Annotated in this window: 13 protein-coding genes and 1 pseudogene; 12 read left to right on the forward strand and 2 right to left on the reverse strand. The window is 61.4% G+C overall.

What is annotated here, in order from left to right; translation table 11 throughout:
- The 10 genes and pseudogenes from AC1DKD_RS32265 to AC1DKD_RS32310 form a co-directional block, all read left to right on the forward strand.
- Nucleotides 1-666 (forward strand): polysaccharide biosynthesis protein (locus tag AC1DKD_RS32265; protein WP_477144158.1); only part of this gene is annotated, 666 nt, incomplete at its 5' end.
- A 4-nt stretch (nt 667-670) separates the two neighbouring features.
- Nucleotides 671-1,798 (forward strand): UDP-2-acetamido-2,6-beta-L-arabino-hexul-4-ose reductase, encoded by a 1,128-nt coding sequence (gene wbjC, locus AC1DKD_RS32270; RefSeq protein ID WP_441625748.1) that lies wholly within the window; start codon nt 671-673, stop codon nt 1,796-1,798.
- Between the two features lie 11 nt (nt 1,799-1,809).
- A complete protein-coding gene (gene wecB / locus AC1DKD_RS32275) occupies nt 1,810-2,940 on the forward strand; it encodes a non-hydrolyzing UDP-N-acetylglucosamine 2-epimerase (RefSeq protein ID WP_477111139.1) in 1,131 nt (376 codons plus the stop codon).
- Nucleotides 2,941-2,943: 3 nt separating this feature from the next.
- A complete protein-coding gene (locus tag AC1DKD_RS32280; RefSeq protein ID WP_477144159.1) occupies nt 2,944-4,056 on the forward strand; it encodes a glycosyltransferase family 4 protein in 1,113 nt (370 codons plus the stop codon).
- Nucleotides 3,948-4,439, forward strand: a pseudogene (locus AC1DKD_RS32285) (sugar transferase); the annotation flags it as partial. The gene AC1DKD_RS32280 and the pseudogene AC1DKD_RS32285, both read left to right, overlap by 109 nt.
- A 3-nt stretch (nt 4,440-4,442) precedes the next feature.
- Nucleotides 4,443-5,093, forward strand: coding sequence for an acetyltransferase (locus AC1DKD_RS32290; RefSeq protein WP_441625740.1), 651 nt, complete (start codon nt 4,443-4,445; stop codon nt 5,091-5,093).
- A gap of 12 nt (nt 5,094-5,105) precedes the next feature.
- On the forward strand, nt 5,106-6,284 hold the full coding sequence (locus AC1DKD_RS32295) for a DegT/DnrJ/EryC1/StrS family aminotransferase (protein WP_477144160.1): 1,179 nt from the start codon (nt 5,106-5,108) through the stop codon (nt 6,282-6,284).
- Between the two features lie 78 nt (nt 6,285-6,362).
- Nucleotides 6,363-7,019, forward strand: coding sequence for a phosphatase PAP2 family protein (locus AC1DKD_RS32300; RefSeq protein ID WP_441625736.1), 657 nt, complete (start codon nt 6,363-6,365; stop codon nt 7,017-7,019).
- 517 nt (nt 7,020-7,536) lie between these two features.
- Nucleotides 7,537-7,824 (forward strand): hypothetical protein, encoded by a 288-nt coding sequence (locus AC1DKD_RS32305; protein ID WP_477103402.1) that lies wholly within the window; start codon nt 7,537-7,539, stop codon nt 7,822-7,824.
- 463 nt (nt 7,825-8,287) lie between these two features.
- Nucleotides 8,288-9,175 carry a transcriptional regulator gene (locus AC1DKD_RS32310; protein WP_441625732.1) on the forward strand — a complete coding sequence of 296 codons (888 nt, stop codon included), beginning with the start codon at nt 8,288-8,290 and terminating at the stop codon, nt 9,173-9,175.
- On the opposite strand, the gene AC1DKD_RS32315 is transcribed toward AC1DKD_RS32310, so the two are convergent.
- Together AC1DKD_RS32315 and AC1DKD_RS32320 are read right to left on the reverse strand one after the other, a co-directional pair.
- Nucleotides 9,113-10,249 carry a helix-turn-helix domain-containing protein gene (locus tag AC1DKD_RS32315; protein ID WP_441625730.1) on the reverse strand — a complete coding sequence of 379 codons (1,137 nt, stop codon included), beginning with the start codon at nt 10,247-10,249 and terminating at the stop codon, nt 9,113-9,115. The genes AC1DKD_RS32310 and AC1DKD_RS32315 overlap by 63 nt on opposite strands.
- 90 nt (nt 10,250-10,339) lie before the next feature.
- A complete protein-coding gene (locus AC1DKD_RS32320) occupies nt 10,340-12,343 on the reverse strand; it encodes a polysaccharide biosynthesis protein (RefSeq protein ID WP_441625728.1) in 2,004 nt (667 codons plus the stop codon).
- A 1,096-nt stretch (nt 12,344-13,439) separates the two neighbouring features.
- On the opposite strand from AC1DKD_RS32320, the gene AC1DKD_RS32325 reads away from it, so the two are divergent.
- Nucleotides 13,440-14,081, forward strand: coding sequence for an XpsR family transcriptional regulator (locus tag AC1DKD_RS32325; RefSeq protein WP_441625726.1), 642 nt, complete (start codon nt 13,440-13,442; stop codon nt 14,079-14,081).
- Between the two features lie 377 nt (nt 14,082-14,458).
- A partial coding sequence (locus AC1DKD_RS32330; protein WP_477144161.1) for a hypothetical protein occupies nt 14,459-15,733 on the forward strand: 1,275 nt, incomplete at its 3' end.

Consider the following 15,733-nt stretch of genomic DNA (forward strand, 5'->3'; position numbering starts at 1 on the left):
GCCGTATACCCCATCAACGCGATGGGTATTAGCAAGGCAATGATGGAGAAGGTCATGGTCGCCGCTAGTCGAAACCTGGAGGGAACGGGTACCGTAATCTGTGGTACGCGCTACGGCAACGTTATGGCGTCGCGCGGGTCGGTAATTCCGCTTTTTGTAGCACAGGTATTGGCGGGTCAACCCATCACAGTGACCGATCCCGGCATGACTCGCTTCATGATGACGCTTGGCGATGCAGTGGAACTTGTACTGTACGCGTTCGAGCACGGAAGCAATGGCGATATCTTCGTGCAGAAGGCACCGGCGGCTACTGTACAAGTGCTCGCTCAGGCCATACTCGGCTTGATGAGAAAGCCCGATCATGAGGTACGGGAGATCGGTACGCGTCATGGCGAGAAGCTGTATGAGGCGCTGCTAAGTCGCGAGGAGATGGCCTGTGCGGAAGATAGGGGAGAGTACTTTCGGGTCCCCCCTGATGGACGTGATTTGAACTACGCCAAGTTCGTAGAGGAAGGTGAGCGGCGCATTACCAGGAGTACTCATGGCGAAGACTACAACTCGCACAATACAACCCGCCTGGATGTCGAGGAGATGAAGGCATTGTTGCTCAAACTTGACTTCATGCAGCGCATATCGCGTGGAGAGCACGCTGTGGCGGAGGATTGACGCTATGAAAGTGCTGATTACCGGAGCCGATGGCTTTGTGGGAAAGAACTTGCGGCTGCACCTTGGCGAGCGTAATGACGTGCATGTCACAGCTTTTACGCGCGCCGACGACTTGACTGACTTACCCGGCTTGGTTGCAGAGACGGACTTCGTGTTTCATCTTGCTGGTGTCAACCGGCCGGAAGACCCGCGCGAGTTTATAAGGGGAAATGCGGACCTGACGCAAGAGATTTGCCGCTGCGTGGGTGCAGTCGCCGAGGCATCTGGGAAGAAGATTCCCACTATCTATACCTCTTCCATTCAGGCGGGCCGCGACAACCCCTACGGCCAGAGCAAGCTTGTGGCCGAAGAGGCGTTGTGGCAGCTCGCCAGCAGTCACCAAGTCGCGGTGTATGTCTTTCGGCTACCCAATGTCTTCGGTAAATGGTGCAAACCAAACTACAACTCAGCTGTAGCGACCTTCTGCCACAACATCGCGCGTGATCTTCCGATCCAGGTCAACGATCCTGCCGCGACCGTGACCCTGGTATACGTAGACGACGTGATTGAGCGTTTTGTGCAGTTGATGGATGGCTCGGACCCCGTTGTGGATGGAGATGGCTTTGCGACACTGGCTCCACAGTACACCACCACGGTGGGTGAACTGGCAGCTCAGATCCAGGCCTTCAAGGATAGCCGTGCAACGCTGCTGACCGAGCGCGTAGGAACTGGACTGGTGCGGGCGCTATACGCTACCTACGTCAGCTATCTGCCGGTGGATTCATTCGCGTACCCGGTCCCGCAATATGGCGATCCGCGCGGCGTGTTCGTGGAAATGCTGAAGACGCCGGACGCCGGCCAGTTTTCCTTCTTCACGGCGCATCCCGGGATCACGCGGGGCGGTCACTATCACCACAGCAAGACCGAGAAATTCCTGGTGATCAAGGGCCAGGCGCGGTTCAAGTTTCGCCATATGCAGACCGGCCAGGCACATGAACTGGTCACATCCGGCGAGAACCCTGAGATTGTGGAGACCGTGCCGGGCTGGACGCACGATATCACCAATATCGGTTCCGACGAGATGATCGTCATGCTCTGGGCGAACGAGGTGTTCGATCGCGCCCGGCCCGACACCTTTGCGTGTCCGTTGTAAGCACAAGCCCTATGCATAAGCTAAAAGTCATGACTGTGGTCGGGACACGGCCGGAAATCATTCGCCTCTCGCGCGTTCTGGCGCGACTGGATGAGTACTGCGACCATGTGTTGGTGCATACCGGTCAAAACTACGACTACGAACTGAACCAGATCTTTTTTGATGATCTGGGTATTCGCAAGCCGGACCATTTTCTTGATGCCGCAGGAGGTTCCGCGGCAGAGACTATCGGAAACATCATCATTGCCGTCGATGCCGTGCTGGCGGCAGAGAAGCCGGATGCGGTGCTGGTTCTCGGCGACACCAATAGTTGCATGGCTGTTTTGCCGGCGAAGCGACGCAAGGTCCCGGTGTTCCACATGGAGGCGGGGAATCGATGCTTCGATCAGCGCGTGCCGGAGGAAATCAATCGCCGGATCGTCGATCATACGGCGGACATCAATCTTACGTACAGTTCCATTGCCCGCGAGTATCTGCTGCGTGAAGGCTTGCCGCCGGATATGGTAATCAAGACGGGCAGCCCGATGTCCGAGGTATTGACGCACTACTGGCCGGGCATCGAGCGCTCCGATGTGCTGAACCGGCTGGAGTTGGCGGATGGACGCTTTTTTGTCGTGAGCGCGCATCGCGAAGAGAACATTGAGTCCGATTCGAATTTCGGGAAATTGGTCAATGTCTTGAACACCGTGGCGGAGGACTATGGTCTGCCGGTTATTGTGTCGACTCACCCCCGCACGCAGAAGCGTGTGGATGCCATTGGTGCGAAGTTTCATTCCAATGTGCAATTGCTGAAACCGCTCGGCTTTACGGATTACAACAGGTTGCAGGTTGCCGCCAAGGCGGTACTGTCCGATAGCGGGACTATCAACGAGGAGTCTTCCATCCTGAACTTCCCGGCACTGAATCTGCGCGAGGCGCATGAGCGGCCGGAGGGCATGGAGGAGGCGGCCGTGATGATGGTCGGCCTCGAGGTTGAGCGTGTCATGCAAGGCATTGCGATCCTGGCGGACCAGCCTCGTGGCGAAGGCCGGCTTCTGCGTCAGGTGGCGGACTACAGCATGCCGAATGTTTCGGACAAAGTACTTCGCATCCTGCACAGCTATACCGACTACGTGAACCGCGTAGTGTGGAAGAAGTACTGACGCATGGTCACTCGGATTCTGTTGCTGACGCAGTGGTTCGACCCTGAGCCGACTTTCAAGGGCATGGTATTTGCGCGTGAGCTGGTGCGTCAGGGCTTTGAAGTGGAGGTACTGACGGGTTTTCCGAACTACCCCAGCGGAAAGGTGTACCCAGGCTATCGAATCAGGCTACTGCAGCGTGAAGTGATCGACGGCGTGCAGGTGACGCGCGTCCCCCTGTATCCCAACCACGATCAGTCCGCAATCAAGCGGGTGTTGAACTACGTGAGTTTTGCTGCGTCGTCTCTTATATACGGCTTATTCATGGCCAAGAGGGCGGACGTTATTTATGCCTATCACCCGCCGTTGACGGTGGGGATCTCGGCCAGTCTGATCCGGTTGTTTCGTCGCATTCCGGTGGTGTATGACGTTCAGGATATGTGGCCGGATACGCTGCGGGCTACCGGCATGGTCAGGAATCCGAGGGTGCTGAACCTTGTGTCTCGCGTTTGCGATTGGGTGTATCGGCGAGTGGATCACATCGTCGTGTTGTCGCCTGGCTTCAAGGAACTTCTCGTGCAGCGCAGCGTGCCTGCCGCAAAGATCGACGTGATCTACAACTGGGCCGACGAGGCCGCATTGGCTGCACCAAGCGGCAGACTGCCGAATGAATTTCCCGGAGGGGAGAGGTTCCGAATCCTCTTTGCCGGCAACATGGGTAAGGCTCAGGCGCTTGACTCGGTGCTGGATGCCGCAGCGCTGCTGCAGGCAAGGGACTCGCGCGTGTGTTTCGTCATGCTTGGTGGCGGGGTTGAGGTTGACCGGCTGAAGGCACGGGCTGCCGAGTTGCAGTTGGGGAATGTCGTTTTCTTGCCGCCGGTGCCGATGGCCGAGGTGGGAACCGTGCTGAACGCAGCGGACGCCCTCCTTGTACATCTTCGCAAGGATCCGCTGTTCCGGATAACCATCCCCTCGAAGACGCAGGCGTACATGACTGCGGGGAAACCGCTCCTGATGGCGGTGGATGGAGATGCGGGCGATCTGGTCGCGCGATCGGGGGCGGGAATGGCTACCGAATCCGAGAACCCGGAGACGCTGTCGATCGCGGGCAGTTGCTCTCGGATGCGGAGCGTTTGACGCCTTTTGGCCGTTTCCTTCGCGCCACTAGTCTGGACGAGCTCCCCGAACTGTGGAACGTACTCAAGGGTGATATGAGTCTGGTAGGTCCGCGCCCGCTACTCATGGACTACTTGCCTCTGTACACGCCAGAGCAAGCGCGCCGCCACGAGGTTCGTCCCGGTATTACGGGCTGGGCGCAGATCAACGGCCGGAATGCGCTGTCCTGGGAGCAGAAATTCGTTTTGGATACCTGGTATGTAGACCATCGTACGTTTTGGCTGGATCTGAAAATCCTGGCCTTGACGGTAAAGAAGGTGCTGGTGCGCGACGGGATCAGCGCAACCGGCGAAGCCACCATGACGCGGTTCACCGGTGTCCCGGCCAATGAACAAAAGGAGTAAGCGATGAGGTTGATTGGAATCTATGGCGCAAGCGGATTCGGGCGCGAAGTCATGCCCCTGGCGCGCGGGCAATTGACGGCTGCCGGAACCGGACCGTTTGAGCTGGTGTTCGTGGACGACGGAGAGAATGCGCCGCTAAGCAATGGCCATCGGGTGCTGTCGTATGCGCAGTTCCTGGAGGTACCCGCGGCCAAAAAACAGCTTGGCTTCGCGATCGCTGACAGCCAGGTACGAGAACGGCTGGCATTGCGTGCGGAGCAGGATGGCGTTGGTTGCATCGACATACTTGCATCCAACGCGGTGATGCTGGATGACGTCAGCATCGGCGCCGGCGCGGTGATTTGTCCGTTCGTGACCCTGACGAGCAACATCCGGATTGGCAAGCAATTTCACGCCAATCTCTATGCCTACGTTGCCCACGATTGCGTCATCGGGGATTACGTGACCTTCGCTCCGGGAGTCAAGTGCAATGGCAACGTGTTGATTGAAGACCACGCCTATATCGGAACCGGCGCGGTACTCAAGCAGGGCAAGCCAGGCAAGCCGCTGGTTATTGGCCGTGGCGCGGTGGTTGGCATGGGCGCCGTGGTAACGCGTGATGTGCCCGCTGGCACGACGGTAGTGGGTAATCCCGCGCGCCCGATGGTCAAGTGAGAGGGAAGCGAAATGCTGAATACCGGATTTTCACCTTGGCCGAGTTTTTCGCCCGAGGAGATGGCGAGCGTGCAAGCCGTGCTGGCGTCCAACAAAGTCAATTACTGGACCGGCACCGAAGGCCGTGAATTCGAACGCGAATTCGCCGCCTGGGTAGGCGTGGAACACGCCGTCGCACTGGCCAACGGTACCCTGGCTCTGGACGTGGCCCTGAAGGCGCTGGACATTGGCGCTGGCGACGAGGTGATAGTCACCTCCCGTACCTTCCTGGCTTCCGTATCCAGTATCGTACTGGCTGGTGCCACGCCAGTCTTCGCCGACGTGGATCGCGATGACCAGAACATTACCGCCGAGACTGTGCGGGCGGTGCTGAGCCCACGTACCAAGGCCATCCTCTGCGTGCATCTCGCGGGCTGGCCCTGCGATATGGATCCCATCATGGCGCTGGCCAAGGAGCATGGTCTTGCGGTGATCGAAGATTGTGCCCAGGCGCATGGTGCGTTCTACAAAGGGCGGGCTGTAGGCTCAATCGGTCATGTSGGCGCCTGGTCTTTCTGCCAGGACAAGATCATGACSACYGGCGGCGAAGGCGGCATGGTGACGACGAACGACCGTGATCTGTGGGCGCGCATGTGGGCTTACAAGGACCATGGCAAGAGCTACGAGGCSGTCTACGAGCGSSAGCATCCGCCGGGCTTCCGCTGGTTGCATGAGWSCTTYGGCACCAACTGGCGCATGCTGGAGATCCAGGCGGCAATCGGCCGTATCCAGGTGAGGCGCATGGCGGACTGGACCGCACGGCGTACGGCGAACGCCATGACGCTGGCCGAGGCACTGAAGCCGTGCAAGGCGCTGAGGGTACCCCTGCCGCCGGCAGGCGTGGAGCATGCCTGGTACAAGTTCTATGCGTTCGTGCAACCCAAGTCATTGGCCGAAGGCTGGGATCGGGACCGGATCATGGCGGAGATCAACGCAGCGGGGGTGCCGTGCTATTCGGGTTCCTGCTCCGAGGTTTATCTGGAAAAGGCGTTCGATGGTACGGGATGGCGTCCGGCCGAGCGTTTGCCAGTGGCGAAGGAACTGGGCGAGACCAGCCTGCTGTTCCTGGTGCATCCGACCTTGACCGAGGCAGAGATTGCGCGGACCGCACAGGCGGCTCGCGCGGTGGTGGAGCGGGCTACGCGTGGTTGACAGGGGGCACACGAAGGCGGGAAGGACGCGCGCGGCTTGTCCGGACCGGCGGGCACGTGTTGATGCGGGCGCCCGGTCATGACGCTGTGGGCACATGTCATTCCGCTCGGCGATAGCACGTGGACTTTGCCGCTTGCCGTGTCTATCGCCGTTGCCTTGCTGCTTGGCGGGGATCGGGCACGCGCCATCCGTTGGCTGGCCTGTTTGGGTGCCGGCATCGCGGTGATTGTTGCCGGCAAGCTGGCGTTCGATCTAGGCGGCTGGTGTTTGCCGTCGATCGGCTTCTACAGTATCAGCGGCCATGCGATGCAGACCACGGCAATCTATCCGCTGCTGTTCATGATGCTCTTTTCCGCCGCCGGGCCTCAAGCCGCGCGATGGGGATTCCTGCTGGGGTTGGCGGCATCGATGTTCATGGCGGTGACGCTGCTGGCCGGCAACTATCACACGCTGTCTGAAACGCTGGCTGGCATGGCAGTCGGCGCGATGGTTGTTTGCACGTATCTGCGCTGGCAGCCGAACTTGCGCCCGGCGCATCTGTCCTTACTCGTCGCGTTGCCGGTTGCCGTGGTGCTGCTGGTTGATATGCATGGCACGGTCAACCCRACCAAGGCGGCGCTCTGGCAGCGCGCGGCGGTGTGGCTCGGTGCCACCGAACAATATACGCGGCAGATCTATACGGATCCAGTCAACGGTACGCGGCGGGTATCTGTACGGCTGCGTAGACTTTCTTAAACCCCGGGCGCGTCATCGTTGCCCCGCGCGGGCGGTGTCCCTTCGCATCGACGTGCCCGCAATCCCGGTTTTGCGCAACGGTGCGGCCATTCGCGCTATACTCCGATCGCCATCGAAACAGCGATGACCGGGATTGGCGTCCCGAAGTACAGGCGGACAAGCCGCCAAGTTGCGGCTTTTTTCACGTCCGTTGAGCACGGCATTGCCTCCTATGGGCGGGCCGTGTGGGGGGCCGAAAGGCCCGCCAGATCCTGTACCTGGTACGCCAACCCGCACGGTTCCGCCCCCCCCGATTGGCGTCGGGGAGCGGTTCGATAACCGTTGTACAGGAGGTCTCTCATGGCGAATCTCGCCTGTAGTGCTCGTTCGTGCATTTTCCGCATTTCCATTCGTACAAGTCCGCCCGTTACCTTGCCTCACCGCACGCCCGAATGTAGCCGTGGCGATCTGCTGCGCGTTGCTGTCGTGCATTCGTGGTTCGCGAGGAAGGTTCAACAGCAAGCACAAGGTCGCGGCCATGCATGAAGTCACACGATATGGTGTCACCGCGTGCCGGTCGGGGCGTAACACCTCTCTTACAACCTGCGCCAAACTCGAATCTCCCGCCGAACTCGCCGCCGCTAAAGCCGCGCACCTTCACGCCTTGTTGCTCATGACACATGGCAACTGCCTTGAGCGATTCGTCAGCATGGATGCGAACATTCAGGAGAGCCTGCTTTCCCTGGCGGCGGATCTTGCATTGCAGATTTCGGCACTGAGTGAACTGGCGCTTGTGGACGTGCCGGATCAATCCACTTCTGTTTGACAGCTACCACCCATTTGGGTGAATAACGGATGCAAATCGGCCTCGCGGGGTTCTCGGAGCGCCTCGAGGCCGTACGCCGCATTCTGTTACACATCCACGGAGCATCGCCAGATCCGAATGGCGCATCTTGACCTGGCTTGCTCCACTTCGGTGCGAAGGAACTCGGGCCGCGCCATGCCGCTGTTCGTGCGGGTGCCTATGCCGGATTTTGTCTTCAATGTATCCGGGCGGATACCCAGGATTACATGTTCAGGCCGCCAAAAAGTGAGACGCACGGTCAAGTATCTCCGGCGGGCGGCATTATCCTGCCTGCGGATTTTGCTTCGAGCGCCTGGTGCCGCATCCGCCGAAGGCCGTGACTGGTTCTGCCTCTGGTTGAGTTGTGTCGGGCTCCCGTGCGGGGAACGGGCGAAGGAGCAAAGCCGTTTAGCAATTGCCACAAACGCCAGCCCCTGCCGGACCTATGGAAATTCATCAAAGTGCATTTACCCGCGAGCAGTTCGACGCCTATTTCGCGTCGTATGCGGGCATGGAAGGCGGGAACCCCGCGGCCGCCGTATGGTTTTGCGAGTTTTCACCCAGTGGCGTCGAGACGCCACTGAGCGATTCGCTGCGGCCTTTACCGCAGCCTCATGCATGGGACGAGGCATTTCGCCGCCGGCACCGGCAGGATATGGCGCGCTGGCAGACGCATCAGCGCATTGCCCGGATCATGGCGGCGGCACGCGAGAAGATACTCTACGGGCGCTCCGGAGGAGGCGACTGGCGGCAGTACCTGGAGGAGATGCTCTACCGGCCATGCGGCTGGGAGTTCAAGCTGAACCTCTTTCCCCTTGCAATCCGGCCGGAAGGCAGGCTCCCCTGGTCCAAGCTTTATCAGGGCCAGCCGGAGCTGAATCCCAAGCAGCGCTATTTCGATCTGTGCCGGGACGGAGGGCGGTTCCGGTTTATCGGTGGCTTGTGCCGCCGGATGCGTCCCAAGGTGGTGGTGTGCCTGGGCGAGCGCCATGCCGACGATTTTCTGAAGGCCTTCGGCATGCAGGGGATTCCGGCAGTCGAGCACTTGCTCAAGCCGGCTGACCAGGCCAGGACTCTGCAGGTCTATATGCGGCAGGGCACCACGCTTATCGTCTGCCCGGCCGTTGCCGGTAGCGCCGGCCTAAGCTCCGACGTTTTGCTCAACGCCCTGGGGTGCTTCATCAGCCACTGGCTGTCGCACGAGGATTTTGCGGAGCGTGTCGATACGCACGCGCCGGACGCGCGCGGCGACATGAAGCCAGCGCCCGCGTCATGGTCCGCGGTACACGCCGTCGTTGGCGCTCCGCTCATGGCTTGTCAGATGTCGGCGTAGCCAGCGCTCATAGTCCTGGCCCTGTACCCTGAGGGCGGCGCGCATCAGCTCTTCGCGGCGCGGGCTGGCGGCCTCGATACGCAGGTCGCTCGGCGACATGCCGTAGGCGCGCCGAAACGCGCGCGTGAAATCCGATGCGCTGGAGAAGCCCAGCCCGTAAGCAATCTCGATCACCGGCAGATTGGGAAACCGCACCAGTTCCGACGCCGCCGCGCGCAGCTTGCGCTTGCGGATGTACGCGTGTACGCCGCCTTCGTGCTCGAACAGCCGATACAGCGAAGGCCGGGAAATGTTCATCGCCGCCAGCAAGCCGGTGGGCGATATATCCGGCTGGTGGGCGCCGTGGTCAATCAGGCGGCGGGCTCGCGCGAGCATGGCGTTGCGGGTGGCGGAACGCGCGTCGCCTTCCAGCCGCGCGGCTTTGCGGAAGGCGGCCACGAGCAGATGGATGGCTTCGCGCAAGGCCGGTGTGGCCTGCTCTGGTGTCATGCGCGGGAGTTCGCGGGCCAGCACGGTCACGTGCTCGACCGCGAGCATCGTCATTGGCGTGTTGGCCTCCACAATGCGGCCGTGCGCCGACTCGGCATCGGGAAAGACGGCGTCCATCAGCGGGCGCGGCATAAAGAACGAGAGGGCGTGCGAGGGGTCGCGCACCAGGCGCGCGGGCTGGCCCAGATCCGTCAGCAGGATGCCGCCGTGGCGCGGCGTGGGATTGCGCCGCCGGCCTTCGACCAGGCCCGCATTGCCGCCGATAAACACCTGGAACACATAGTGCCGCATGGCGTCGGTGGAGATCCGCGCCACCGTGCGGTGCAGGTTGACGCCGTCGCAGCGGCAGTCGGTGAAGACCATGTCCTCGACCAGGTACCTGTCGATCGCCGCCGCGAAGGGGCGGGCGACTTGTTCTTTCGTCAGGTTCAGGTCGATGACATGGCCTACGCGATCGCGCCAGGCCAGGATCTGGCCGGCGGATGACCGGGTCCCGGTTGCGGTGCCGACTTCAAAGCGGGTGTGCGGTATGCCGGAGGCGGGCTCCGGCGGCGGTTGCGGCTGGGCGAGTCTGTACGCAGTCATGGCATTGGAATTGCAGCCTGGTAATCAGGCTGCGGCGCGATCCAATGTACAGGAAACCGCTGGACTCCGTACAGACCCGCTTGCGCGAGGTCAGCCTGCCTTGGCTTGCTTGGCGTTCAGTTCCGCGAAATCCGCCAGCACCTCCTCCGGCCCGCGCACGCGGGCACCGAAGGGGAAGGGCAGCAGTACGCGCGGACGCGGCGCCTTGCTTCTCTTGCCATCCAGGGAGCTGTAGGGCGCGTACTCCGGCACGATCGCTTGTACCAGGCTCTGGATCTTGAGCGGATCGCGCGTGTCGCAGGCGGCGAACAGGGCGGCCAGCAGATCGTGCAGCGTCTCCTCTTCGGTGGAGTGCTCTTTTGCACACATGATGCGTTCGTGCGAACTGGGGATGACGCCCTCGCCAATCAGCAGTTCTTCATAGAGTTTCTCGCCCGGGCGCAGGCCTACCACCTTGATCTCGATATCGCCGCCGGGATTGTCCCTGGTCTTTTCCTGCAGTCCGGACATATCGATCATGGTACGTGCCAGGTCCACGATGCGTACAGGGTCTCCCATGTCCAGCACGAACACCTCGCCGCCCTTGGCCATTGCGCCTGCCTGGATCACCAGTTGCGCCGCCTCGGGGATCAGCATGAAGTAGCGGACCACGTCGGCGTGGGTGATCGTGATCGGCCCGCCGGATTCGATTTGCCGGCGGAACAATGGCACGACCGAGCCGGATGAACCCAGCACGTTGCCAAAGCGCACCATCGAGAAGGTGGTGCGGGTGCGCGGACGCGCGGCGGCGGCCTGGAAGACCAGTTCGGCCATGCGCTTGCTCGCGCCCATGACGTTGGTCGGGCGTACCGCCTTGTCGGTCGAGACCAGGACGCAAGTCTCCACGCCGTACATGTGGGCGATATCGGCGACGGTCAGCGAACCCAGCACATTGTTGCGGATGCCTTCCGGCATGTTCGACTCGACCAGCGGCACATGCTTATACGCGGCGGCGTGGTAGATGGTATCGACACGGCTCTGGCGTATCGCGGCCGTGACGGCCTCGGGATCGCACACCGAGCCGATGCGCGCCGATATGTCCAGCCCCGGAAAGAGCTGCCGCAATTCCTGTTCGATCGTGTACAGCGCGTACTCGGAGTGTTCGAACAGGACCAGCTTGCGCGGTTCCTGCGTGGCGATCTGCCTGCACAGTTCGCTGCCGATCGAGCCGCCGGCTCCTGTCACCATCACAACCTTGCTGCGCGTGCACTTGGCAAACAGGCTTTTGTTGGGGGGCACCGGCTCGCGGCCAAGCAGATCCTCGATACGGATTTCGCGGATGGATTGCGTGGTGATCTTGCCATCCACCAGTTCCAGCAGCGTGGGCAGGGTGCGCACTTCCACTGCCTGGGTGCGCAGGCTTTCCACCACTTCACGGCGGCGCTCGGGCGAAGCCGACGGAATGGCCAGCACGACTTCGTCGATATTCAGCCGGCCCAGCTGTTCGGTCAGCCGCTTGGCGTCATAGACGGGCAGGCCGGCCACGATCTTGTTGTTCAGCGTRATGTCGTGATCGAAGAAGCAAAGCACCTGGTGATCGGGGCTGGCACGCATCGCAAGGGCAAGCTGGAAGCCAGCCTCGCCGGCGCCGAAGATCGCAAGGCGCGCCACCTTGCTGCGGTTCTTGCGGTAATGCGAGGTGCGCAGCAGCGCGCGTGCCAGGAAGCGTGAGATGACGACATAGGCAAACGCGATAAACCAGTAGATCAGCAAACCGGTGCGCGGCAGGTAGTCGTCCTGAATCAGCAGGGACAAGAGATAAGTCAGTCCGATCAGCGCGGCCAGGCTGATGCCGGACATCCACAAGACCTTGAGATCGATGAATCGCAGCACGGTGCGGTAGAGCCCGCTCAGGTAGAACACGGGGATGGTGAACAGCGCGATCGCCAGCGGTGGGAACGCGCCGTATTGATTGAGCAGGTCGGCATCTCCCTTGCGCAGGAGCAGCGCAAGCGAGAAGCACAGCGGCAGCATCATGATATCTGCCGTCACCATGAGAACGACTTTGCCACGGCGCGGTAGAGCGAGTAGCCATTGAGTAAGCGCGGATGTCATTTGCATATCCACATTGCAAATCCGGCACCGGTGATCCAGGTGCGGTAAATGATGACTGCCTGGCCTGCAGCAGGACGAGAAAAAAAGGGAATGCCACGTGAGACGAGCCGATGCTGGCTGGCTTCCCGGCAGGCTTCCTTCATCTTGCGATTGGTGCGAATAGTGCGGCGCAGCGGTAGCTACCGGTACCCTGCGGGAGAAGGGAAACAGAGGGGTGGGAGTGGCCTTGCGTTGCGACGACCACGCGCAAGCGAACTACGGATTGCCGGCGCGCACTGATCCTTTTGGAAAAGACATCGCAATTCTGATTGCCGGCTTTAAACGATTTTTCGCTAATCTGGTGCGCGATTTGTATTCCACAAGGGCGCGGTGGCGTGCGGTCTCGCATGAATTTGCTTGCGGACCGCATTTGTCATCGGCGATACACATTCCATGCCACGGGTACGGAAAGCCGCCGTGAAGACGGCGGGGCGTCGAATGGCGCTTCGTCTCGCGCGATGGGTACCCTTCGTAAGAAGGGAAAGAAGACTACCGAGAATCCCTCCAAAGGGGGGCGCGGACCGGTCAAATCTCGCGCAAAATCTCGCTCCGCCTAGTAAGTGTTTCGCGCAAACGAGATCAGGCTCTTTGGGACGGCATCGGGAACATCGCGGGTTTCACAATATATGTTCCTGAAAGCCATATCCAAAAGCAATGCACTGATTCAGACTGGTTGTGGGCAGGTCAAATCCGTCGAAGCCTGGCGTTGGCATTGTGCCGGCCGGCATCCGATACGAAGGGGGAAGGTGCGCGAGAGCGCCAGCGGTCATTGCGTTCCCCCTTCAGTGGAGTGGGTTGTCTCCATCGTTCTATTAGAGAGTTGCCGATGCATCCGAGGCGTCTCACGCCCGTCATGTCGTACAGGTAAGTTTGCCTCGGTGCGTGGGCATCTTTAATTCCACCAAGCGGTAGGGGCATGGAAATAGAACAAAAGGCAGTATTCTCACGTGAGCAGCTGGACGCGTATTTCGCGTCTTACGTTGGAATGGAAGGGGGAAATCCCGCAGGGGCCGTCTGGTTTTGCGACAGTACGCCGCATCCCTGGGTAGAGTCGCTGGTGGCGCCACTGGAGCCGCGTACGCAGCCGGGCGCCTGGGATCACGCATATCGCGACCGGCACAGGGACAGCATGGAGCGCTGGCAGTCCCATCAGAAGATCGCAAGGATCATGGCGGCGGCGCGGGCGCAGACATTCTCCTGTTCCCAGGATGAGTGCGACTGGAAGCATTACTTCGATCAACATCTCTATGCACCGAACGGCGCCGAATTCAAGCTCAGCCTTTTCCCGCTGCCGGCGCACCTGATTGGCCAGACGCCGTGGTCAAGGGCGTTTCGCGGGCAACCGGCGCTGGTGCCCAAGCAGCGCTATGTCGATCTTTGCCGCAATGGCAATCGTTTCCGCTTTATCGAAGGCATTCGCCGGCAATGGAAGCCCAAGGTGGTGGTATGCCTGGGTGAGCGGCATTTCGGCGATTTCGTGCACGCGTTCGGCCTGGAGAGCGCGCGGACTGGCAGTTATGTCCTGCAACCCGCCGACCTGGCGAAGACGCTGCGTGTGCTGGATCACGACGGTACCACCTGGATCGTGTGTCCCGCACTGGCGGGCGCGACAGGACTGACTTCCGATGTCCTGCTGGAGGCAATGGGCCGGTATATCGCACGCTGGCTTGTGCGGGAGGACTTCCCCATTCTCCATTAGCGGCATCAGCCGCATCGGGCATTCCGGGCTTATCCGGCGCGTTCGCTGTACTCGGCGAAACAACACCGGGACATGCGCGGCAGCGTTGTCAACGGCCGTGCGGGGTTGCCGGCCTTGCGTTCCCACACGCAAGGCCGCGCTTTCCCCCGCCAAGTAGGGGTGACACGGTAGTGGCGATTGTTTATCTAGTYGGGCTGGCAAAGGCACTGGCGAAGTGGTCATGCCGATTGCAGTTGCAAGAGCCAGCAAGGGTATCCATGAGAGGCGAATAGCCGGGGCGGCGAAGGGCACCACAGGCGGTGCGCTGCCCTGGTGTGGTTCGGGATCCATAGACGACGTATCGAAGTAATGACGTAGTGATTTCAGGAGCGAGAAGAGTGCAAACCAATATCAGGAATATCTTTACCCTCGGCCTTACGGCTTCCGCGGTAGCGACGCTGGTGGCCTGCGGCGGGGGCTCGGATTCACCGGCGCCCACGCCCACGCCCACACCCACGCCGGCCGCTGTGCAAGGCAAGGCGGTCGACTTCTACCTGGCGCAGGCCACGGTGACTTTTCTCGATTGCAGCAACAAGACGGCGACAACCAAGGCGAACGGGGATTTCACGTTCCCGGATGGCTGCACAACCAGCGCTCTCAAGGTGACGGGCGGTACCGACATCGGCACCAATCAGCCTTTCACCGGCGTGCTGCAGGCGCCGGCCGTGGCCTACAAGGCGGGTGTGACGCCCGTGGTCACGCCGCTGACGACCCTGGTCGCGCAACTGGGCTCCGCCCAGGCAGCGGCACTCGCGACCAAGCTTGGCCTGCAAGGCAAGGACCTCTCCACCCTGGACCCGATGAATGACGCCGCCGTGCTGAAGGCCTCGGTGGTGGTCCAGCAACTGGTGGACCAGGTCGCCAAGACGCTTGCTGGCCTGTCCAAGACCACGGGCGGCACGTTGACGGCGGAAGCTGCAGCGGCGGCAGCCGCCAGCGCAGTGGCCAGCGCGGTGAATGCAGGTTCCGGTACCGCCGACCTGACCAGCGGCGCACTGGTATCCACGGTCATCACATCGGCCGTGCAGAATGCCAAGGCAGGCTTTCCGGCCAGCGTGCAGTCCAGTATCGCCACGGTGGCGGCAAACGTGGCCGCGCTGGCCGGCCCGGTCGTGGCCAGCCAGGTCGCCAACGTGAACGCGGCCCTGGGCACCATTGTGCTGGGCGCCGACCCGGCCGCCACGCTGGCTGCCTTGCAGCAAAGCGGTTCGGTCAATGCGGTGGTGGACAGTGCCAAGTCGGCGGCGAGCAATGCGCTGGTCGCGGCGGTGACGCCGGCCGCGCTGGGCGACTCGACGCTGACGACCAAGCTGGGCGCGCTCGGCGGTGCCGTGGCAACCGGCAACGCGGGTGCGATCCAGACCGCTGCCGGCAACCTCGGTGGCAGTGTCGATTCGGGCGCCATCAATACTGTGGCAGATAGCGTCAAGCCGACCAACTTTATCCAGTTGGCTAGCCTGACCATCAACAGCCAGCTGTTCCCGATCGGCGATACGGTGACGGTGACGGGCGGCACGCTGAATGCAATCAAGGTGGCGGTCTCGCAGAGCGGCAACGCGTTCGCCGGCGGCGCTGCGGAAGTGCGTGCGGGCTTGAGCTACACATACAACGGC

The organism is Cupriavidus sp. 05T313 (genome assembly GCF_056396665.1).